Annotated in this window: 23 protein-coding genes and 1 pseudogene; 11 read left to right on the forward strand and 13 right to left on the reverse strand. The window is 39.9% G+C overall.

The window, feature by feature from the left end; all coding sequences use genetic code 11:
• Positions 1 to 151: 151 nt before the first annotated feature.
• The gene (locus tag FTU77_RS02020; protein ID WP_168378614.1) at positions 152 to 400 is read left to right on the forward strand and encodes a hypothetical protein; all 249 of its coding nucleotides are present in this window, start codon (positions 152 to 154) and stop codon (positions 398 to 400) included.
• A gap of 56 nt (positions 401 to 456) precedes the next feature.
• Here the strand turns inward: FTU77_RS02020 and FTU77_RS02025 are convergent, their stop codons facing one another.
• Positions 457 to 1,233 carry a phosphodiester glycosidase family protein gene (locus FTU77_RS02025; RefSeq protein ID WP_257222167.1) on the reverse strand — a complete coding sequence of 259 codons (777 nt, stop codon included), beginning with the start codon at positions 1,231 to 1,233 and terminating at the stop codon, positions 457 to 459.
• A gap of 135 nt (positions 1,234 to 1,368) precedes the next feature.
• On the opposite strand from FTU77_RS02025, the gene FTU77_RS02030 reads away from it, so the two are divergent.
• Positions 1,369 to 1,905, forward strand: a complete 537-nt coding sequence (locus FTU77_RS02030) for a lecithin retinol acyltransferase family protein (protein ID WP_111883727.1) — start codon at positions 1,369 to 1,371, stop codon at positions 1,903 to 1,905.
• Between the two features lie 139 nt (positions 1,906 to 2,044).
• Here the strand turns inward: FTU77_RS02030 and FTU77_RS02035 are convergent, their stop codons facing one another.
• Together FTU77_RS02035 and FTU77_RS02040 are read right to left on the reverse strand one after the other, a co-directional pair.
• The gene (locus FTU77_RS02035) at positions 2,045 to 2,503 is read right to left on the reverse strand and encodes an SRPBCC domain-containing protein (protein WP_373683906.1); all 459 of its coding nucleotides are present in this window, start codon (positions 2,501 to 2,503) and stop codon (positions 2,045 to 2,047) included.
• Positions 2,504 to 2,655: 152 nt separating this feature from the next.
• Positions 2,656 to 3,650, reverse strand: a pseudogene (locus tag FTU77_RS02040) (aldo/keto reductase).
• A gap of 96 nt (positions 3,651 to 3,746) precedes the next feature.
• Here FTU77_RS02040 and FTU77_RS02045 point away from each other — a divergent pair.
• The gene (locus tag FTU77_RS02045; RefSeq protein WP_180054403.1) at positions 3,747 to 4,670 is read left to right on the forward strand and encodes a LysR family transcriptional regulator; all 924 of its coding nucleotides are present in this window, start codon (positions 3,747 to 3,749) and stop codon (positions 4,668 to 4,670) included.
• Positions 4,671 to 4,679: 9 nt separating this feature from the next.
• On the opposite strand, the gene FTU77_RS02050 is transcribed toward FTU77_RS02045, so the two are convergent.
• Both FTU77_RS02050 and FTU77_RS02055 read right to left on the reverse strand, forming a co-directional pair.
• Positions 4,680 to 5,591: a bestrophin family protein gene (locus tag FTU77_RS02050; protein ID WP_180054405.1), complete on the reverse strand. Its 912-nt coding sequence runs from the start codon at positions 5,589 to 5,591 to the stop codon at positions 4,680 to 4,682.
• 135 nt (positions 5,592 to 5,726) lie between these two features.
• Positions 5,727 to 7,454 carry a glutamine--tRNA ligase/YqeY domain fusion protein gene (locus FTU77_RS02055; protein WP_078193499.1) on the reverse strand — a complete coding sequence of 576 codons (1,728 nt, stop codon included), beginning with the start codon at positions 7,452 to 7,454 and terminating at the stop codon, positions 5,727 to 5,729.
• 168 nt (positions 7,455 to 7,622) lie between these two features.
• On the opposite strand from FTU77_RS02055, the gene FTU77_RS02060 reads away from it, so the two are divergent.
• Both FTU77_RS02060 and FTU77_RS02065 read left to right on the forward strand, forming a co-directional pair.
• A complete protein-coding gene (locus FTU77_RS02060) occupies positions 7,623 to 8,132 on the forward strand; it encodes a peptidylprolyl isomerase (protein WP_180054407.1) in 510 nt (169 codons plus the stop codon).
• A gap of 87 nt (positions 8,133 to 8,219) precedes the next feature.
• Positions 8,220 to 8,939 carry a UDP-2,3-diacylglucosamine diphosphatase gene (locus FTU77_RS02065; RefSeq protein WP_180054409.1) on the forward strand — a complete coding sequence of 240 codons (720 nt, stop codon included), beginning with the start codon at positions 8,220 to 8,222 and terminating at the stop codon, positions 8,937 to 8,939.
• 132 nt (positions 8,940 to 9,071) lie between these two features.
• On the opposite strand, the gene FTU77_RS02070 is transcribed toward FTU77_RS02065, so the two are convergent.
• Positions 9,072 to 9,290: a transposase gene (locus FTU77_RS02070; RefSeq protein ID WP_111883736.1), complete on the reverse strand. Its 219-nt coding sequence runs from the start codon at positions 9,288 to 9,290 to the stop codon at positions 9,072 to 9,074.
• Between the two features lie 329 nt (positions 9,291 to 9,619).
• Positions 9,620 to 10,414 carry a 4-hydroxy-2-oxoheptanedioate aldolase gene (gene hpaI / locus FTU77_RS02075; protein WP_168379673.1) on the reverse strand — a complete coding sequence of 265 codons (795 nt, stop codon included), beginning with the start codon at positions 10,412 to 10,414 and terminating at the stop codon, positions 9,620 to 9,622.
• 252 nt (positions 10,415 to 10,666) lie between these two features.
• On the opposite strand from hpaI, the gene nfsB reads away from it, so the two are divergent.
• Positions 10,667 to 11,320 (forward strand): oxygen-insensitive NAD(P)H nitroreductase, encoded by a 654-nt coding sequence (gene nfsB / locus FTU77_RS02080; RefSeq protein WP_111883737.1) that lies wholly within the window; start codon positions 10,667 to 10,669, stop codon positions 11,318 to 11,320.
• Positions 11,321 to 11,435: 115 nt separating this feature from the next.
• Positions 11,436 to 11,669 carry a hypothetical protein gene (locus FTU77_RS02085; protein ID WP_078188692.1) on the forward strand — a complete coding sequence of 78 codons (234 nt, stop codon included), beginning with the start codon at positions 11,436 to 11,438 and terminating at the stop codon, positions 11,667 to 11,669.
• A gap of 340 nt (positions 11,670 to 12,009) precedes the next feature.
• Here FTU77_RS02085 and FTU77_RS02090 read toward each other — a convergent pair whose 3' ends face one another.
• The 4 genes from FTU77_RS02090 to FTU77_RS02105 form a co-directional block, all read right to left on the reverse strand.
• Positions 12,010 to 12,864, reverse strand: a complete 855-nt coding sequence (locus FTU77_RS02090; RefSeq protein WP_078193508.1) for an EamA family transporter — start codon at positions 12,862 to 12,864, stop codon at positions 12,010 to 12,012.
• A gap of 111 nt (positions 12,865 to 12,975) precedes the next feature.
• A complete protein-coding gene (gene fba, locus FTU77_RS02095; RefSeq protein WP_078188695.1) occupies positions 12,976 to 14,013 on the reverse strand; it encodes a class II fructose-bisphosphate aldolase in 1,038 nt (345 codons plus the stop codon).
• Between the two features lie 122 nt (positions 14,014 to 14,135).
• The gene (locus FTU77_RS02100) at positions 14,136 to 14,411 is read right to left on the reverse strand and encodes a hypothetical protein (protein WP_078188696.1); all 276 of its coding nucleotides are present in this window, start codon (positions 14,409 to 14,411) and stop codon (positions 14,136 to 14,138) included.
• Positions 14,412 to 14,562: 151 nt separating this feature from the next.
• Positions 14,563 to 15,750 carry a phosphoglycerate kinase gene (locus tag FTU77_RS02105; protein ID WP_180054411.1) on the reverse strand — a complete coding sequence of 396 codons (1,188 nt, stop codon included), beginning with the start codon at positions 15,748 to 15,750 and terminating at the stop codon, positions 14,563 to 14,565.
• Between the two features lie 140 nt (positions 15,751 to 15,890).
• Here FTU77_RS02105 and FTU77_RS02110 point away from each other — a divergent pair, with 140 nt between their 5' ends.
• The 4 genes from FTU77_RS02110 (at position 15,891) to FTU77_RS02125 (ending at position 18,782) form a co-directional block, all read left to right on the forward strand.
• Entirely contained in the window at positions 15,891 to 16,274 is a 384-nt protein-coding gene (locus tag FTU77_RS02110) for a DUF2237 family protein (protein ID WP_078188698.1), read from the forward strand.
• Positions 16,274 to 16,867, forward strand: coding sequence for a nucleoside triphosphate pyrophosphatase (locus FTU77_RS02115; protein ID WP_180054414.1), 594 nt, complete (start codon positions 16,274 to 16,276; stop codon positions 16,865 to 16,867). The genes FTU77_RS02110 and FTU77_RS02115 overlap by 1 nt, the downstream gene beginning before the upstream one ends.
• Positions 16,868 to 16,973: 106 nt before the next feature.
• Complete coding sequence (locus FTU77_RS02120; protein ID WP_180022725.1) at positions 16,974 to 17,519, forward strand: hypothetical protein; 546 nt, start codon at positions 16,974 to 16,976, stop codon at positions 17,517 to 17,519.
• A 96-nt stretch (positions 17,520 to 17,615) separates the two neighbouring features.
• On the forward strand, positions 17,616 to 18,782 hold the full coding sequence (locus tag FTU77_RS02125; protein WP_180054416.1) for a cupin domain-containing protein: 1,167 nt from the start codon (positions 17,616 to 17,618) through the stop codon (positions 18,780 to 18,782).
• 51 nt (positions 18,783 to 18,833) lie between these two features.
• On the opposite strand, the gene FTU77_RS02130 is transcribed toward FTU77_RS02125, so the two are convergent.
• On the reverse strand, positions 18,834 to 19,529 hold the full coding sequence (locus FTU77_RS02130; protein ID WP_180054418.1) for a hypothetical protein: 696 nt from the start codon (positions 19,527 to 19,529) through the stop codon (positions 18,834 to 18,836).
• A 23-nt stretch (positions 19,530 to 19,552) separates the two neighbouring features.
• Complete coding sequence (locus FTU77_RS02135; RefSeq protein WP_306669894.1) at positions 19,553 to 21,391, reverse strand: ATP-binding protein; 1,839 nt, start codon at positions 21,389 to 21,391, stop codon at positions 19,553 to 19,555.
• Positions 21,392 to 21,443: the final 52 nt, after the last annotated feature.

Consider the following 21,443-nt stretch of genomic DNA (forward strand, 5'->3'; position numbering starts at 1 on the left):
GCCACATCGTAATTTACAACTTTTATGCTATGCTCCAAGGCAAATTAGCGATATATAATTTTTAAGCACTCGACAATAAAACCCAATATTGCATCAAATATGATGCCGAAGACCTCTAAACAGCATTGATATAAAAATTAAAGGAATGAACATGAATAAATTAACAAGTTGCCTTATTGCCTGCTGCATACTCAGTCTAAGTGCTTGTAGCCAAATCCCCAAAGAATGCGAAGAATCTTGGGATAAACTCGAAGCCCTATCGAAACAAATGGGCTTAAACGAAGAGCAAATCAAAGAACAGAAAAAACAGTTTGAAGAAAGTATTAAGCAACAATCTAAAGAACAAGCCATTCAAATGTGCCAAACCCAAAGTACCTTTTTAGGTTTAGTTGGCAAATAAACAGTAGTTGCTATCAATCTAAAGACTGTATACATGAAGCCCGACCATTCGGGCTTTTATTGTTTGCATTGAAATGCTGTTGTATACGCTACAATTGGCCCTAAAGGTTTTAAACTTGAATCATGTCTATTCAACGCTTGGATATCTGCACTAGACACAGATCCATCTAAATACAAGGCATTGTTAATCGATAATTGCTGCTTAAAATATTGTGCAAATGCATAAAACGACACGCCTTCACGACTGATCACAAAATACAACTTGCCGTTTTTGATCCCCACACCATTGCGGATTTTCAATGAATCTGACTGTGGGATAAAGTTTGGATTGATTTTTCCATCTACCACCAGCATTGGACCTGACTGCGTCGCATAACGTGCCTTAAAATCTGTGGAAGCATATTTTTGTGTGGTTGATATCACCGCTTGCTTGCCATTCCATGCTAGAACACCATTCGGCTGAATTAAAAAATTACCAAAGCCTCGTGTTGCACGATTCAAGGCTTTTTTCTGCACTCCATTTTCAACGTATAGACCAACAGGTGCTAAGTCTGCATGATACATCCCGGCATTCATTGCGAAGTTCATCGTATTACACTTACGCGCTAATACCTGCTTTAGTCGCTGTAGGTCTTGATATGGCTGCTGCTGTGTATCATATAAATAGAGCTTCAGTTGACTCAGATCGGAAATTTCAACCACATCCACGGCAATAGGCTGACTGACACGTTTCGCTTGAATATTGGCATAGGAAATACTCGGTGAGAAAATCAGACCGAGCAGCATCATAAAGCGCATTTTTTTAAACATTGAGGTTAATTGAAGACCAAGCATGACCCTATCCATAGCGCACGTTAAAAATCGAACAAATTTTAGCTAAATCATCGCTAAAATAGTCGATTAATTCACAGATTAAAAGTAGACTAATCTTTAAAAATAATTCGGATTTAAAGTAGGACTGGTAAATACATGCATGTGCAGAAAGATGGTTTTCCTCTTGGAACACATCTGATTGTTAAACACTTCGGTTATAGCCATCATGGCATATATGCCGGCCGCGGTAGAGTCATTCACTACTCAGGTTTTGCACACCTTTTCAAAAAACATCCGATTGAAATGACTTCTATCGAAAATTTCAGTCACGGCAAAAAAATCATCGTTCAGTCGTACAGCAATCCAAAATTTAAAGGGCGTAAAGTGGTGCGTCGCATGCGCTCACGTATGCATGAAAACAACTATCATCTGATTATTAATAACTGCGAACACTTATGCACATGGGCCATTACTGGTGTTGAAAGTAGTCCTCAGGTGTTTCGTATGATGAACCGACTCACCACGATTGGTTATGTCAGTTCTCTGATGAGTTTTATGAGTAGCATGATGCTGACCGTGACCACTACTTGCTTTGCACTGGTGTTCTATATCAAAAAGAAACTGCGCGAAAAAGCCAAAATGCAGATGCCGGTTTATACCTATTTAAAGCGTGAAGAACATAAAAATCGTTAATCCACTACAGCATCGTTGAACTGTGGCTTTATCAAATTTCAGTAGATCAGCACATTGCTTAGAGATCCTGTGCCAATACACAAGCTTTTTATTTTAGCGTATCAGATGTAATGCTTAATCTTGGTCACTCTTCACATTGCTAAAAGTTCGCATTGCTAAAAGGTGGAAATTTATCTTCAACCAAATTGCTTTGCAGGCCATGTTCTAAATAAATTTTGGCTGCATCCAAAACCGTTGTAAAACCACCTGTACTATCAATAATAAAATCAATCAATGCCTGACCTTGCAGAGGAATCTTTGAATTTTTGATGCGAACATAGGTTTCCATCGGGCTAATTTGCTCAAAAATAAAATCGACCTGAGTTTTTGGTTCACCCCACTGTATTTGAATTAATTTGTTTTCCTTAATATTCAGCACGTCTACATCGGCGACTGCATTATATTTTTGCCAAGTCCATTGCACTGTTTTACCTTCTTCTAGATAGCCATTCGATGCACTAAACCAAAAATGCTGTGTAATTAAAGGATCAACAAAGGCATTAAATACGATATTGATGGACTTACGAATTAACATCTGGGTTTCAATCACGACACTCATCAGCATACCTACAGTATTTTAATTTTATTCAGTGATAGCACAGAGCACTGATCATTGCCTACCACTGAATTGTTATTGCCCTATTCTGCTGTATGTTCTGAAATAAATGCTGATGTTACTAGCGTGGGATTCTTCTCTGTAAATTGCCCATTCTAATAGGGATAGTATGGATAAGGTGGATACACTGCACTGACTGCGTCTAATCGGGCTAACTGCTCTAAGCTTAATGACCATTCTTTCGCCGCAAGGTTATCCAACAGTTGCTGTTCATTACGTGCGCCTATCAAAATACTAGACACAGTCGGTCTGGTTTTCAGCCAATTCAATGCAATCTGTGGGATAGAGTGCCCTGTTTCCATGGCAATTTCTTGCATTACATCTAACACTGCAAATAACTTTTCGTGTTGAACTGGCGGTGCGAATTGAGCGGTCTCATGTAGTCGACTTTGCTTTGGAATCGCATGCTCACGATCAAATTTTCCAGTTAATCTCCCCCAGCCCAGCGGACTCCAAACCACTGCACCAATCTGTTGATCATGCTGTGCAGGCATCAACTCCCATTCATAGTCACGTCCAATCAAAGAATAATAGACTTGATGCACACTTAGCTTTTCATAGCCATGCTGCTGAGCAATCGACTGTGCTTTCATGAGCTGCCAGCCTGAAAAATTCGACGCACCGATATAGCGAACTTTTCCACTACCTACCAAGTCATCTAAACTGCGCATCAGCTGCTCAAGTGGCGTCGTGCTATCAAACTGATGCAGAGTTGCAGCACATCAATATAATCCGTACCTAAACGCTTTAAACTCGCCTCCACGGCTTGAATTATATAGCTTCTAGAATATCCACCTTGATTGATTCCATCATTCAATCGGATACCCACTTTGCTGGAAATAATCACCTCTTGGCGTTTTGAATGAAGTAATGCACCTAGCATCTGCTCTGAGGCACCATTTGAATAAGCATCTGCAGTATCGAAATAATTCACGCCTTGATCAATACAGAGATCAATCATGCGCTGAGCATCATTTAAGCTCGCTTGCCCCCATGCAGAGAAAATAGGGCCTTGCCCGCCAAATGTACCTGCACCAAAGCCGAACTCTGAAACTTGTAAGCCAGATTGCCCTAGATTGTGATAATTCATGGTGATTTCCTGTGTTTGATTTATACACAGAATAAGTACAGATGTTTATCAGAAAAACCCTGAATATCAAGAAAGACTTTCTTGATTATATTGATAATGCTGACTGAAGATTTCGACTTATTCACACGAATGGCGACACTGGGTTCAATCAGTCAAGCCGCCAAAGAAGCCAATCTCTCTGTTTCTGTCGCTAGTAGCCGTCTACACAGACTTGAACAAAGTTTAGGGCTACGCCTATTTCATCGCACCACACGGCAACTACATTTAACACAGGAAGGTGCTGTTTTATTGCAACAAGGATTTCCCTTACTCGAACAATTTAATTCGCTACTGAGCCAATTTCAGCCTGAACCACAACAACTCAGTGGCGTATTAAAAATCATATGTTCAGAAGTTTTTGGAAATCGTATTTTAGGGCCAGTATTTGCAGCCTTTGCCAAGTTGCATCCAACATTGACTTTGGATATTGAACAGACCGATCAAAATTTAGATTTGGTCTCCGCAGGTATCGACGTTGCGATACGTATTGGACAGTTAGAAGACTCATCACTGATTGCTAAACCGCTCAGCTTAAACCGTCGTATTTTGTGTGCCTCGCCTAGCTATATCGAACAATATGGCGAACCTCACTCCCTAGAAGAGCTCTCTATACACCAATGCATTTTACAGAAATACCCTAAGGGTGTTTCGCAGCTTTGGACATTCGTCCAAGATCAACACAACATAAATATACCTGTTTCAGGACAAGTTCATATCAACTCAGGTGAAGGCGTACGCCAAGCAGCACTTGCAGGTTTAGGCATCTCAAACAACTCCATCTGGCATGTGGATGAAGATTTACAATCTGGCAGACTCGTCCAAGTTCTATCAGCAATCCCTGTTCAAAGTACTGCAATCTATGTGGTAATTCCGCATCGACATTTTGTTCCGCCTAAAGTACAGGCTTTTATGCGACACTTGGACGATTATTTTCAGCATCAATATGCTTGGTACGTATCGCCGAATTTATCTGAAAATTAGGCCAAGAATTTATCTTAAATTACTGTTAAAAGTCTTAATCAGCGGCGGAAGTTCAACTTCTAAGCTGCTATACATTTCACGCTCAATGTTTCGTACAATCGAGTCCAGCGGTAAATCATTTTCCTGCAAGCCAAAAGGCTCTTCCAGTTCTGCACTTAACGCATCCAAACCTAAAAATAAATATGCAATCAAAGCCACAATGACAGGTGTCCATATCCCTAAACTGGCCTCTAGGCTAAATGGCAAAATCAGACAAAATGAATACACTGCGCGATGTAAAAGCACCGAATAGGAAAATGGTAATGGCGTGGTCATAATACGGTCACAGCCTGCATGGATATCACCCATCGCTACAGTATGACGTGTGAGCGTGCTGTAAATAATGTCTGTAATCTGACCTTGTTTATAGGTTTTGACTAAATCTTTTTGAATAATTTCAAGTAAATACTGTGGTGCATTGATATTGTCTCGGCATTGCTGCCATTGCTGCTCCGTTAAATCTACACCGTCTTTAAAATGTACAATATCTTGTGATTCATAGCGTAAGCGATCACGTAACAAATTGCAAAACAGCATGATGCGGTACATCAACACGGTTCTTTGCTCATCTTCAAGTACATGACTATCCCGAATCATGTGGCGTGTATTGGCAATCAATGTGCCCCAAAGCTTGCGACCTTCCCACCAACGGTCATAACAGGCAGTATTTCGAAAGCTCAAAAAAATCGACAGAATTACCCCAAAGATAGTAAACCCGATGGCTGGAACTTCGGGCGTATTCAGGTAATGTGCAGCACTTAGATACACCAAAATCGCCGACAAACTCACGACGACAGCCAACGCAGGCATGACTTTTGGGAGTATCGTGCCATGCCATGCAAATAAAAGTTTAAAGCTATTATTTTTATTTCGAATGATCACTTATTTCCCCTCTGTACTGCCTTAATGAACCATCTCAAGCATGAAAAAAGCCCAACCGAAGTTGAGCTTAATCTTAACCTACTTGATCTTAACCTATTGGGGATTCAAAGATGAATCCCTTTAAAAACTAAGATTTTATTTACCCGGTTTAAAACTGTCTTTCAAATCTAAGATGCGGTTAAACACTGGTTTTTCAGCTGTATGATCAAACTGATCTGCAACAAAGTAACCTTCACGTTCAAATTGGAAACGATCTTCAGGTTTTGCTTCTGCCAATGCAGGCTCAATGACCGCTTGAACCACTTTAAGTGATTCTGGATTTAAGTTTGCAAGGAAGTCATCACCCACTTCAGGGTCTGATTCAGTGAATAAACGGTCGTAGATACGAACTTCCGCTGCAATACCCTTGCTTGCAGAAACCCAATGTACAACACCTTTCACTTTACGGCCTTCAGGGTTTTTACCTAAAGTTTCAGGGTCAATTGAACATTTCAATTCAACCACTTCACCGTTCTCGTCTTTAATCACTTCATCACACTTAATCACATACGCATGACGTAAACGCACTTCACCGCCCGGAATCAGACGTTTAAAGCCTTTAGGCGCAACTTCTTCAAAGTCTTTACGATCAATGTAAATGTCTTGAGTTAACGGAATGATACGGTCACCCATGTCTACGTTTGGATGACGTGCATGCACCAAATCCATCGCTTCAGGCAAGTTAGTTAAAGTCACTTTGAGTGGATTCAACACAGCCATGCCACGCGAAGCAGTATTTTCTAAAGACTGACGGATGCAGTATTCAAGCATTGCAACATCTACGATACTGCCATCAACTTTCGTTACACCTACACGTTTGCAGAAGTCACGTAGACCTTCTGGAGTAAAGCCACGACGGCGCATACCCACAACGGTCGGCATACGTGGGTCATCCCAACCATTCACAAATCCACCTTCAACCAATTTACGTAATTTACGTTTAGAGGTAATGGTGTAATCTACATTTAGGCGGCTTGATTCATACTGATGTGGTACAGATGGTGATTTAACTTTCTCTACAACCCAGTCGTAAAATGGACGGTGATCAACAAACTCTAGTGTACACAGTGAATGCGTAACTCCTTCAATGGCATCTGATAATGGATGCGCATAATCGTACATTGGGTACATTTTCCATTTATCACCAGTTTGGTGATGTTCAGAATGCAAAATACGATACAAAATAGGATCACGCATATGGATGTTAGGTGAAGTCATGTCAATTTTGGCACGTAGTACGGCTTGACCTTCTCCTAACTCACCATTACGCATTTGTTCAAAACGCGCTAAGTTTTCTTCTACGCTAGCATCACGTTGCGGCGAGTTTTTACCCGGCTCAACAAAATTACCGCGGTTTAGTTTGATTTCTTCAGGGCTTTGCAAATCCACATAGGCATCACCTTGTTCAATCAATTGAACTGCCCAAGTGTAAAGCTGATCAAAATAGCTCGATGCATAACGCGGCTCGCCGTTCCACTCAAAACCTAGCCATTTCACGTCATTGGCAATACCATCTACATACTCTTGTTCTTCGGCATCTGGGTTTGTATCGTCGAAACGGAGGTTACATAGACCCGCGAATTCTTGAGCAATACCAAAGTTCAGACAAATGGCTTTTACATGACCAATATGTAGGTAGCCGTTTGGCTCTGGTGGGAAACGTGTTACAACTTGTTCTGTACGACCTGCAGATAAATCATCGGTAATGACTTGACGTACAAAATCTAAGCCTGGCTGTTGTTCCTGCTGCGCAGCTTCGACAGGGGCATTGTTCTTGGTTGTCGGATTGTTAGGCAGGGATGAAACAACATCGTTTGGCTTCATGGTAATAAAATCACTTCTATAAAGATAAAATTAGGATAATTAAAACGCTTTTCTTCATTTTTAACAAAGAAAGTAACGTTTTTACTTGCCTTGTAGTTTACAGTTTGCTTATGCTTCTCACAACCAAAAAACCCATGGCTTTCATGTCCATGTACAGGAGATTACACAATGAGTTTTCCTCAAGTCGAATTAAACACCAATAAAGGTCGTATTGTTCTTGAGCTTAACACTGAAAAAGCACCTAAAACTGCTGAAAACTTCTTACAGTATGTTCGCGATGGTTTCTATGACGGCGTGATTTTCCACCGTGTTATTGATGGTTTCATGATCCAAGGCGGCGGCATGGATGAAAACTTCAAAGAAAAAACAACTCGTGATTCTATTGAAAACGAAGCTGACAACGGTTTAAGCAATGATGTTGGTACGATCGCTATGGCACGTACTCAAGCACCTCACTCTGCTTCAGCTCAATTCTTCATTAACGTGAAAAACAACTCTTTCCTTAACCACACTGGTAAAACAGCGCAAGGTTGGGGCTATGCAGTATTCGGTAAAGTAACTGAAGGTCTGGACGTTGTTGACGCAATCAAAAGCGTTCGCACTGGTAACCGTGGCTACCACGCAGACGTTCCTCTAGAGAACGTTGTAATTGAATCAGCTAAAATCATTTCTGAATAAGAATCCCTCCTAACCTCCCTTTATAAAAGGGAGGAAAAGTCCCTCTTTTTTAAAGAGGGATTTAGGGAGATTCAAAGGAAAAGATTCGTGACCTATCTGTTTATCGCTGATTTACATTTGTCACCTGAACACCCTCGACTCGTTCGGGGGTTTTTAGCTTTGTTAGAACAATACAAAACTCAAAATACCCAGCTGTATATTTTAGGTGATTGGTTTAATGCTTGGATTGGTGATGACTTCACTGCCCCATGGTTAGACGAAATCATTACAGCACTAAAAGATTTCACTGCTTTGGGAAATCAAATTTATTTCCAAGTAGGTAATCGTGATTTTGCATTGGGTCAAAAGTTTTTAGATAAATTTCACGGTCAATTATTAAAAGACGTGGATTATCTCCACATTGGCAACTATAAAATTCGTCTCGAACATGGCGATTTACTTTGCACCGATGATGTGTCTTACCAAAAGTTTCGTAAAGTGATTCGTAATCCTTTGCTTTTAGGTTTCTTAAAGAGCTTACCGCTTAGCTTTCGACAAAAAATCGCCAATGGCTTCCGCAAAAAAAGTACAGAAACCAAGCAAGTTAAATCCTATGACATTATGGATGTAAATGCCGAAGCTGTAGAAAAGGCTTTAGAGCTAGCCGATCTACTGATTCATGGACATACCCACCGCCCCCAAATACATGATGTGCATGGCAAACCGCGTATCGTTTTAGGGGATTGGCGTGCAGAGCAAGCTCAAATATTAGAGTTTAATGAAAACCCATCTGTGAGTGATTTAAAATTAAAAATTTGGTCTTACTAGTCCATAGCTTTCTAATCGTTAGCCTTTAGAAAAATTTACCATCATATCTGATTAATGTACGTATCCAAACCATGCAAACGTAGATTTTTAATTAAGCAAAAAAAACAGCAGATGATCTGCTGTTTTTTTCATTTATGCTAAGCGATATAGCTGGTTTGGGCCAGTATAGAAGCTTTTGCCATCTAGATTCAGGTTAAATGTTTCGCCTGTTTCTAATTCAATCATTTGCCCAACATCAACCCAAATTAAACCAGCATTGGTATTTTGTTGACGTTTTAAAGGCACCAATTTCACATTAATTTCGTCGCCATTTACGGCTTTGGCAGTTTGCCAAGTATTTAAAATATTCAAAAGATTTACTCAACATGTGAGCTTTTTGTGACAGAACAAAGAGATTAATCAATCGGGTTTGGAATAATAATTCTGTAGTTACAAAGATAAGATTCAAGTCAGAAGCTTGAATACAGATAAATCACAATCAGCTAAATAAAAAAAGATAAGCAGGAACATTACCCGCTTCGAGTTAAGCAGAAGTATACAATATTGCGCTTTGATTAGCAAAAGTAGGACTTATATATACTCTAAGCCACTACTTTTGCTAAAATTATTGAATTAATTTTTTTAACCAACGAGTAAATTAATTACCCACACAGTAAATAATATAACCAAGGCTGTACCGCTTAGTAACCACCTTCTGTTTTCATTACTTGGGTATCGGTTTTATACTTCGATAAAAGCTCTCGTAACGAATTCATGAGCACACTGGTATCGACACCCACGGCAACAAATTCTGTGCCTAACTCGATATATTTCTGAGTCACATCATGTTGTGTCGACAAAATACCTGCGGCTTTACCCGCCTTACGTATACGCTGAATTGCATCAATCACGGTTTTTTGTACTTCAGGATGGTTCGAATTCCCCTGATAACCCATCGTCGCCGACAAATCCACCGCACCAATAAATACCCCATCGATGCCATCAATTTTCAGTATTTCATCTAAGTTTTTAATCCCCTCAACCGACTCAATCTGAATCAGTAAACAGATATTTTCATGTGCAGTTGCATAGTAGTCAGGAATACTGTTCCAACGTGTTGCACGTGCTAATGCTGCACCTACTCCACGAATACCTTCAGGTGGATAACGTACTGCCTTAACCATAAGTTGAGCTTGTTCAACAGTTTCAACCATAGGAATCAGCAAGGTTTGCGCACCGATATCCAACAATTGTTTAATCAGTTGCACACTACCAATTGGAGGTCGAACTACGGCTTGCGAAGGATATGCTGCAATACTTTGCAATTGCGACAATGTCGTCCGTAAGTCACTTGGTGCATGCTCGCCATCAATTAGCAACCAGTCATAACCTGCGTTTGCAGCTATTTCAGTCCCATAAGCATCGGCTAATCCGACCCATAAACCAATCTGCTGTTCGGTTTTTAATTTTTTCTTGAAATGATTGGTGTAATCCATCGCTGCTGTCTCATGCTTAAACTATGATTAACTACAATTGATTAAACGCCTTTTGGCAAAAACTACCAATAGCATTTATCTATCTTATGATTTTATATAACTCTAATTCGCACTTCATACAGCTTAAATCTGTTAATTTTTAGCCAATGAGTACAGCATATACGACTAAGATCTATCTTTGGAAAATTTTCTCCTTAGACCATTTGGCCATTTATCCGCTAAACTACAGCAAACTATATCTGGAGATATTCGATGGATCTGTTAAACGTATCAAAACAACGCTATACCACGAAAGCATATAATCCTGCTAAAAAAATTCCACAGGAACAATTTGAGCGTTTATTACAAATACTCCGTTTAACACCATCTTCCATTAATATTCAGCCTTGGCATTTTTTTATTGCAGATCATGATGCAGCCAAACAACGCATTGCCAAAGCCTTAGTAGGAAAATATGCCTACAATGCCCCAAAAGTTTTAGATTCATCACATACGATTTTATTCTGTACTAAAGCAGACATCACTGCAGAGCATTTAGATAATCTTTTAAATCAGGATGATCGTAGTGGTCGCTTTAAAGATGACAAAGCCAAACAAGGTCAAAAAGACAGCCGTACAGGTTATGTCGATTATTATCGTAATGAAAAAGGTGATATTCAACGTTGGGCTGAAAACCAAACATTTATTGCTTTAGGTCAAATGCTTTTGGCAGCAGGCATTGAAGGTGTGGATGCAACACCGATTGGTGGATTTGACGAAGCGATCATCACTGAAGAATTGGGCTTAGTTGAACAAAACTTGATTCCTTCTGTACTGATGACTTTAGGCTATCGTAGCGAAAATGATTTCAATGCGAAATTACCTAAATCACGTCTGAATGCTGAAGAAATTTTTACACACCTCTAAGCTTTCCATAAAACCGACGAAAGGGGCAATTTTGCCTCTTTTTTGTCATTTCGGGACTTATTATTTAAACAATTATCGAGTATATTCTGCTCAAAATATACTCAGGTTTCTCCCTATGCCTACAGCTATAAAATTACCTATGAAATTTCATTGCGAAGCGTGCAATACGGTTTATTTACAAAAATATGCGGGCGATATGCTCCATAGCTATCCAAACTGCCCAAACTGTAAACAACCGGGTCAGTTACAAGGCACCATTGAAACTCAAGATTTTCTGAAGCACCCTGTTGCTGTGGGTAAATGTTATTTTGAAAATACCTTACAACGTTTTCAACAACTCACACGTTAAGTAAACATCTAAAACTAAAAGCCCTCAATACGAGGGCTTTTTTAATAACGACATATTTAGTAACAATGTGAGAAAATAGAAATTTTATAAATTGGTCTGAACTTTGCTGAATAATTTGAATCAAAACAACAATTCAAGCAGAGGTGGGACATGTCATATTTACTACAAATGCCGATGAAGTTTGAATGCGGTCATTGCCATCAAATGTATCTGCATACTTATCAATATACTGATCATCACTGCCCTGAGTGTCCAACCTGTCGAGATCAAGGACTGCTCATGGGCGTGGCTGAGTGGGATGATTTACTACAACACCCGATCGTTTTTGCTAAAAATTATCTTAGACAGACATGGCATATGCTAAGCAAACCACACTCATGATCCCTGCAATCAAACCAAATACGGTTGCGACTCTCAATTTTTCTTTAAAGATGATGAGGCCCGCAACCACACCTAAAACCACGACCAAAATATTCATGCCAGCAAATACGATTGCAGGTGTGTCTTTAAGCAACATGTGGGCTTTCACATACAGTGCAATATTGGCAAAGTTTAAGAGACCTAAGCCCAATCCAGCGAGGATATTTTTGGTCTGCCCCAAACTGCCGTGCTGTACGATGTTATAAATACTCGAAAGTAAAAATGCACAAATAAACACCAGATTTAAAGTCACCGCAAACTGCATGCCTAAACCTGAAGCAAATTTTAATAGCACATCAATCAGTGCATAGCCTGCCCAAACGCTTAATAAAAATAAAATCCCCTGCTTTCCATCAATGCTTCCCTTACGCTGTGAAAATAAAATCAGCAATACCGCAAGTACACCAAGTGCAATACCAATGAGCTTAATGGCATTAAAATATTCACTGAAAATAAAATAGGCTGCGCTAAGAGAAAGCACAACAGATAAGCGCTGAGCCAATTCGGTTTTTAAAATACCTGCTGTTTGCAGTGAGCGTGCTAAGCAATAAAAAATCGTCGGCAGTAATACACCCAAAGCCGCAATTAAAACCCACGGCGTTTTATTAATCGAAATATGGGCTAGATCCGGCTTAAACCATAGAAAACATAAAATACTCGCAGATGCATAATTCCATGTGATCATTTGTGCAGGGTTAAAACCCCGATCACGACAGAGTTTTAGAATTACTGAAACGAGAACACTGCAAATCGCGGCAGCAAAGATCAATTCCATGACACGCTCTTATTCTTGAGTTGTATTTAAAGCAATTTTTCTAAGTTCAAATCAAAGAAAAGCCCACTTAATTGTGGGCTTTTCTTCAAAAATAATCTATCTCAAGACAAATTATTTATAGTGACTCACCATTTTCTCTAAAGAAATTGGACGAATCTTGTCAGCATTACCCGCTGTACCAAATGCTTCATAACGATCGATACAAATTTGTTTCATCGCATCAACAGTTGCAGAGAAGAATTTACGTGGGTCAAATTCGGCTGGTTTTTCAGCCATCATACGGCGCATAGCACCTGTAGAAGCAAGACGTAAGTCGGTATCGATGTTAATTTTACGAACACCGTGTTTGATTGCGTCTACAAGTTGTTCTACTGGAACACCGTAAGTTTCGCCGATGTTACCACCGAATTCGTTAATCACAGCCAACCATTCTTGTGGCACAGAGCTTGAACCATGCATTACAAGATGCGTATTTGGTAACGCAGCGTGAATTTCTTTAATACGGTCAATCGCTAAGATGTCGCCTGTAGGTGGACGAGTAAATTTGTACGCACCGTGTGAAGTACCCACTGCAATTGCAAGTGCGTCAACATTGGTATCTGCTACAAATGAACGCGCTTCTTCAACTGAAGTTAAAAGCTGAGAATGATCAAGTACGCCTTCAGCGCCTACACCATCTTCTTCACCAGCCATACCAGTTTCAAGGCTACCTAAACAACCGATTTCGCCTTCTACTGAAACGCCACATGCATGTGCCATTTGAACAGTACGACGAGTCACATCTACATTGTATTCGTATGAAGTTGGTGTTTTACCATCTTCACCTAAAGAACCGTCCATCATCACTGATGAGAAGCCAAGTTGAATAGAACGTTGACATACGTCAGGGCTAGTACCATGGTCTTGGTGCATAACCACAGGAATATGTGGCCATTCTTCGATTGCTGCCAAAATCAAATGACGCAAGAACGGAGCGCCTGCATACTTACGTGCACCCGCAGATGCTTGTACGATTACAGGTGAATTTGTTGCATCTGCTGCAAGCATAATTGCACGCATTTGTTCTAAGTTGTTTACGTTGAATGCTGGTACGCCGTAAGCATGTTCGCCGGCGTGATCCAAGAGCTGGCGCAATGAAATAAGAGCCATAATATCCTCCCAGGTAATGCCGCATATTCTACATGCTCAATCATTTCAATTCAGCAACAAATAACACTATTTAAAAAAAAATCCCTGCATTTGCAGGGACTTTTTAAATAAAGACAACAATCTTAGTGAGTTGCTGCTGCTGAAGCGGCTGTTTCAGCGTCAGCTGTTGCTTCGTCTGCAGGTGCATTTGCAATCTCAGCAGGTACATCTTGGTTCTTTTCATCCAATACTGGCTTATCAAGTTCATCAATGGCTTTTTGTTGTTCTGGCGTTGTTTGAGCATTATCTACGGCAACTGCAGATGCTTCTGATTCCGTTGGTGCAGACTCTTTTTTAGCACAAGCTGTCAAAGTTAATGGAGCAATTAAAAGTACAGCAAGTGCAAGTTTTAAGTTCATCGTTGTTTCCTACTACTGCGAATTAGGTGTTGCGATGAATTTTATTGCAGAAATATTGCACTTTGATGACGGCAAAATGAATGGACCATAAAAAAAGGCTGACCGAAGCCAACCTTTTTTAATACTATATTATCTTATTGATAATGCTTCATTAAGCACGTTCGATAAGCGCTGCTACAGCAGGAAGTGTCTTACCTTCGACGAATTCAAGGAAGGCACCACCACCAGTCGAGATGTAACCAATTTTGTCTGCAACTTCATATTTATCAATTGCAGCAAGCGTGTCACCACCACCCGCGATCGAGAAGCCTTCAGATTCTGCAATCGCTAAAGACAATGCTTTTGTGCCTTCGCCGAATTGATCAACTTCAAACACACCTACTGGGCCATTCCATAGAATAGTTTTTGAAGTTTTCAAAATCTCAGCAAATGCTTTGGCAGTTTCAGGACCTACATCCAAAATCATGTCGTTATCTGTTACATCTTCAACTTTTTTCACAACAGCTTTAGCAGCAGCTAATGAACCGAGGAAGTCTGCAAAATCAATTTCAGCAGCATCAGCAACAACAACATCTGTTGGAAGTGGTACAGATACTTTTGCAGCAATGGCTTTTGCTGTGTCGATCAAGTCATTTTCACAAAGTGATTTACCAACATTGAAGCCCGCAGCAGCTAAGAATGTATTGGCAATACCACCACCCACGATCAATTGATCACAGATATCAGATAGTGAAGTTAATACATCTAATTTTGTAGAAACTTTTGAGCCTGCAACAATCGCAACCATTGGTTTTGCAGGAGTTTTAAGTGCACGACCAAGCGCATCAAGCTCAGCAGCAAGTAAAGGACCTGCAGCAGCCACTTTTGCGCAACGTGCTACACCTTCAGTCGATGCTTCTGCACGGTGAGCCGTACCAAATGCATCCATAACGTAGACATCACAAAGTGCTGCATATTTAGCAGATAATTCAGGATTGTTTTTCTTTTCACCCACGTTGAAACGGCAGTTTTCAAGTAAAACCACTTGACCTGGCGCAACGTCAACACCGTCCAAATAATCAGTGATCAGTTGAACATCTTGACCCAAAGCGTCTGTTAAATAAGCGGCTACAGGTGCTAGAGACTGTTCTGCTTTAGGCTCACCTTCAACAGGACGACCTAAGTGTGAATACACCATTACAGCAGCACCTTTTTCTACAGCTGCTTTAATTGTTGGCAACGCCGCACGTAAACGTGCATCGCTTGTAATCACGCCATTTTTAACTGGTACGTTAAGATCTTCACGGATCAGAACACGTTTACCCGCCAAATCTAGGTCAGTCATACGCTGAAAGTTCATGCATTACTCTCTTTTATTGATATCAAAACGCGACGATTTTAAATGATTATGCAGAAAAACGTTAGCTTCTTTTGCAGAAAAGCTATGTAGAGCCAAAGTTTTGTTATGATAGCGAAAAGCCTTATAAAGATTCAGCGCTTATGTCGATTCATCCAGACCCAAATATTAATCGTTTAAATGTTTTAGGCGAACCCTTGGCAAGCTGTTGTTTTGATCCGATTACCGGATATTTTAGAAATGGCTTTTGCCATACAGCAACAACAGACCTTGGTCAGCATACGATGTGTGCACAAATGACATCTGAATTTTTAAACTTTTCCCAAAAAGTTGGCAATGACCTAATCACACCCTTACCCGAAGTTGGTTTTCCAGGACTACAACCTGGTGACTTCTGGTGTATCTGTGTGACTCGCTGGGTGGAAGCGTATCAAGAAGGATTTGCCCCACCTATTAAAATACAAGCGTGTCACCAAGCGGCGCTGTCTTATGTGCCGCTTGATGTACTTATGGAATATGCAGTGTAATGAGTACTCCCAAAATCATTTTGGCTTCGAGCAGCCAAACCCGTAAAGACCTGATGGACCGTTTACGGATTGATTACCACTCAATCGTACCAGATATAGACGAAACACCTCGCGGTGAGAACCACGCCGATGAGTTAGCAAAACGACTGGCATTTGAAAAAGCTTATGCAATTGCAAACCAGCACCCAGACGCAATTGTGATTGGTTCTGACCAAGTCGCATGGCGCGAAGGCGCACCAGATATTTTTATTGGTAAACCGCTTTGCGATGAAAAAGCCGTTAAGCAGCTTCAAGCCAACTCTGACAAAATCGTTTATTTCAGTACTGCACTTAGTGTCCAACAAAAATCGATAGGTTTTGAACAAACCCTTGTCGAGCACTATAAAGTGAAATTTCGCAAACTAAGCTTACCTGAAATTGAACGTTATGTTCAGGTTGAACAACCGTTACACTGCGCTGGCAGTTTTAAATGTGAAAGTTTAGGGATTAGCTTATTTGAAGAAATGATCGGGCAAGACCAAACTACACTCATGGGTATGCCGATGATTAAACTCTGCAATATTTTGCGTGAGCTTAAGATCTTAGTCCCATAATTTTAAAATCTTTATCTGTTACAGCATAATAAACACATCATTAGCTCTTTATGGGCTAATGATTAAAAAGTCACTTACTTATTTATTACAACCAAGAACTGAAAACATGAAAACGTTTAATTTAATTTCATCTAGCCTCATTAGCATTAGCCTTCTATTTTGTTCGACAAACGGTCATACCAATACAGTGAATCAAACTGTGACCAACTCTCAGCAATACAACAAAAACTTAGTCAATGAGTGGGTTCAATATAAATTTATCTATGCTGAATTAGAACAACAAGGCGCTGCGATGCAGGAGCAAATCATTCAACAACTGGGCACTAAAACCAAAACCGGTGGTAGTAGCACGCCAGAACAACAAATCAATAAACTGGTTGCTCTAGGCAAACAAAAATTTGAAAGCATTCAACCACAAACAGTTGAAGTGAAAAAACTTCTAAAACTACAAACCGAAAATGTTGAAATGATGGCAAAAGTCATGCCGAATCATTTCAAATTAATGTCTGACAAAGAAAATACTAAAATTGACACCAATGCACATTTTGAGCAATTCATGAAATTTTCAGCGACAACGGCTGCTGCCAATAGCTATGATTTGGAAGTTGAAAAATTAGTCATGCAATATCTCAAAGACAATCCTTTAAAATAGTCTCAAGCTAATCGAAATAATTTAATGAAATAGAGCCTTGCTAAAAACAGGAATCTCAAGGGACAATATATCCATTAAAATTGTATGTATTTAGTTATGGCTCATTCTCTTGACATCCTCGGCGGCATAAGCGCTGAACAATTCCTTGCCGAATATTGGCAGAAAAAACCATTATTGGTTCGTAATGCACTCCCTGAAATTGCCCAAATACTTGAACCGAAAGACGTTCTTGAATTGGCTTTAGAAGACAATGTCACTGCACGTCTCATCAAACAAAAAGATCGTGATCCTAACCAATGGACAGTGAAATCTTCTCCACTACTTAAAGCCGATTTTCAAAAAATGCCGAAACTGTGGACTTTATTGGTTCAAGCTGTCGATCATTATTCTTTTGACCTAGCCGAGCTTTGGAAGCAGTTTTCATTTATTCCGCAATGGCGTCGTGATGACATCATGGTGTCATATGCACAAAAAGGTGGCTCTGTCGGGCAACATTTTGATTTTTACGATGTATTCCTCGTACAAGGCTATGGTCACCGCCGTTGGCAATTGGGTCAGATGTGTGATGCCGATACTTCATTTGTCGAAGGTCAACCGCTTCGCTTACTGCCAGAAATGGACGTTCATTTTGATGAAGTGCTTGCTCCCGGCGACTTACTTTATGTGCCACCAGGCCTATCACACTATGGCGTAGCTGAAGATGAATGTCTAACGTATTCATTTGGCTTCCGCATGCCAAATGTCACAGAAATGATGGATCGAGTGACAGACAAATTCACAGACAATCCTCTACTTAAAAATCCATTAACTGACATTTTACGTGACCAAATCAGTGCGATTGGCCAAGTGACTGAAAATGAACTTGAGTATTTAAAAGAAAAGTTATTTGAACAATTGCAAAATTCAACCGTACTTGAAGATGCAATCATGAGCTTAATGTCAGAACCTAAATATCCTGACAATATTCCTGAAGCCGAAGAAATAGGCACTGGTGATCTTGAAGAGGCCTTAGATCAAGGCTATCAACTCATGTTAGAACCTGCTTCACGCTTACTTTACACAGAGCAAGATAGTGATATTTTGTTTTGGGCAAATGGCGAAGGAATCTGTATCTCAGACGAATTTGCAGTGCATTTAAAAACCATTGCCGATGGTCAAAGTCTAGCGCTAGACGAATCTTTATATGATGCTGATATTTTAGAAGATATTGCCATGCTATTAAATGAATCTGTACTCATGCTCGTCCCAACAGAAGCTGAATAAAATCAATAAAAAAGGGAGCGTCACGCTCCCTTTTTATGCTACTGAATAGCATTATTTTCGCTTTCTACGATTTAAAAAATCTTCGACTTGATCGGCTTTTTTCTCCACGATGACGCGATAAACCCATACAATCAATAACACCAATCCAATAAACCAAAGATAACGCATTACGCCGTATTGACTACCTTTGCCTTGCCAAATTTGTAATTCAATACTTTGAAACTCCACATTCCTTGACTCTAACAAACTCAGTTGACTGGTCATACTATTTGGATCATTGGCAGCATTGACTGAGAAAGGCGCACCGTCCATAACAAAGTTAAAATCTTGTCCTGCATCTAATGTTTCTAATCGTTCAATCTGATCAACACCTGCGTCCATTTGCATGAGATTGCTTGAGGTTTGTTGAATAGCGGCATTGTAGTTATCAATTTGAAATTTAACGGATACCTCACCACTGGTCATTGCCCTACCTTTGACCAACAAGACTGCACGATATGGGTTTTGGCTCGATGTAGCAGTGTAATCCACTGCAAAATTTTTAGTGTTTAATGCATTTGTATCGCTTTGACTTTCTGTAAGTAATTGCTGAATTTCTTCGGTACTTAACACTGCTTGTTGGAACAAAATCTGCCCATACTCACCCGGTTTAGGCGCTTGATCCTGCGAACCACAAGCGGCGATAAAAGTGACACAGCAGAACAATGCTATGCGCTTTAGATGACTTAATATCGAATTGATCATCATTTTTATTATTTCAACATTTTATTTTATGCAGCTGATTTTAAATTAATTTCTGTTTGAATAATGGTACAGCCTTGCTGAGAATGAATTTTGAAATTTCCGCCTATACGCTCCACACGCATTTTCATACTTCGCATGCCGATACTCATGCCATGATTTGAAACACTCTCAACATCAAAACCTACGCCATCATCTTCAATGGTTAATAACAATGCGCCATTCTCGAACTGTGACAGCGTTACATTGACATGATTAGCTTGGCTATGTTTCACAATATTGGTCAGGCTTTCTTCAATTACTCGTATTAAAGTCAGGCACTGAATTGCTGTTGGTTTGATCGCCCACTGCGAAGGAATACACCATTTGGCATTCATTTCCACTTCATCCATCAACTGACTAAAGCGATGTCGAACAGGTGCGATCCAGAGCAAAGGTGAATCTGGCACTTTACTGTCTAAAGATGATCCACTATCAATAATTTGCCTTAAATCATCGCGCAATAATTTCAACATCGACAAGAACTGTCTGTTTGGAATATTACTTTCACACTGATCAACCAAGATCATCGAGCGCACAATGGATGCGCCCAGACCATCATGCAGATCATGCGATAATTTAATGCGTTCCTGCAGGCGTACATTACTCAGTTCAAGCTGATGTTTATCATTCAAGCTACTGCATAATTCATCACTGACTTTCTGAACTTCAAATGCCAGATCATCATTATATTTTTCAATTTTCTGAATATTACGATTGAGCCTCGCCCCCAAGATCACCACTATAAATAGGGTAATAATCGGTGAAGTAAAGGGTGATAAAGGTGTAAAATTTTCTTTTGGAAAGAGCACCAAGACTGTGATATCAGCTATGACTATCACAATTATCGCAGTCAAACAGATTGCTAATAAAATATAGTCTCTTCTTCGTTCTTTGAAACTAATTTTACACAGATAGAGGTAAGTGATAAAAAAGAATGCACAATATAAAAAGAAAATAAGGCTCGAAATATCTGCATTTTGTTCGAATGGCCAGATACACACCACACCAATCAGTGCAGCAGTAAACATTGTAAATGACAGTTCTATTCGTGGAAACTTACGCCCAAGAAAGCGTAAGATATAAATGCTAAAGCACTGAAAGTACAGCATTACAAATATCAGATTAGCTTTGGCAGAAAAAACCGAATCTGGGTATGGAAAGGTTTCAGTAGTCAGGGCATTACTGAGAAATAAAATCCACAGCACTGTTGAAAGCGCAAACCAGCCAAAACTCGTATCACGAGGACGCATCAACCAAATGATAAAGCAAATTAGACCCAAGACCCCAGAAAGAAAAATATTTAACTGTAATATGGTCCGACGTGTAAATGTTGTTTTTTCGGCTTGCTCTACCGTTGCCATTACATTGTTAAATACTACTGGGCCCAAGCCAGCATTTAAACTCGAGTAGCCATAAACATAGATCAAGGTTTCATTATGATCATGCTTGATTCCACTTATCGGTAAAATCCAATAGCGTGCAACATTCCAACTTTTAGAGACCGGTTCTTGAAGATTTTTATTGGTCCACAGCAAGTCGCCATTCAGAAAGACTGAACCCGTATTAATAATGTAATCAACATATAGTGCGATGGGTTCTGCCAAACGCGCATTATTTTTACAGTACCAAGACCAGTCTAATTTATACCAAGCACCACCTTGATAACCCTCCCAGTCTTTATCTTCTTTCCAACGGTCAGGTAATTGCGTGGTTTTCCATCCAGTTCTGGGTAATTCTTGATTGGATGGTGTCTTCACCCGTGAAATGCTATTCACAGTTACATTACATTGATCATTTACAGGGAAAACTTGCTCTGCATGACTCAAGCTCCCCCATACTAAACAGAGGATAAATAAGAAAAAATATCCTCCTTTACGC

The organism is Acinetobacter sp. YH12142, assembly GCF_013418435.1.
In the GTDB taxonomy this organism is placed as follows: Bacteria; Pseudomonadota; Gammaproteobacteria; order Pseudomonadales; family Moraxellaceae; genus Acinetobacter; species Acinetobacter amyesii.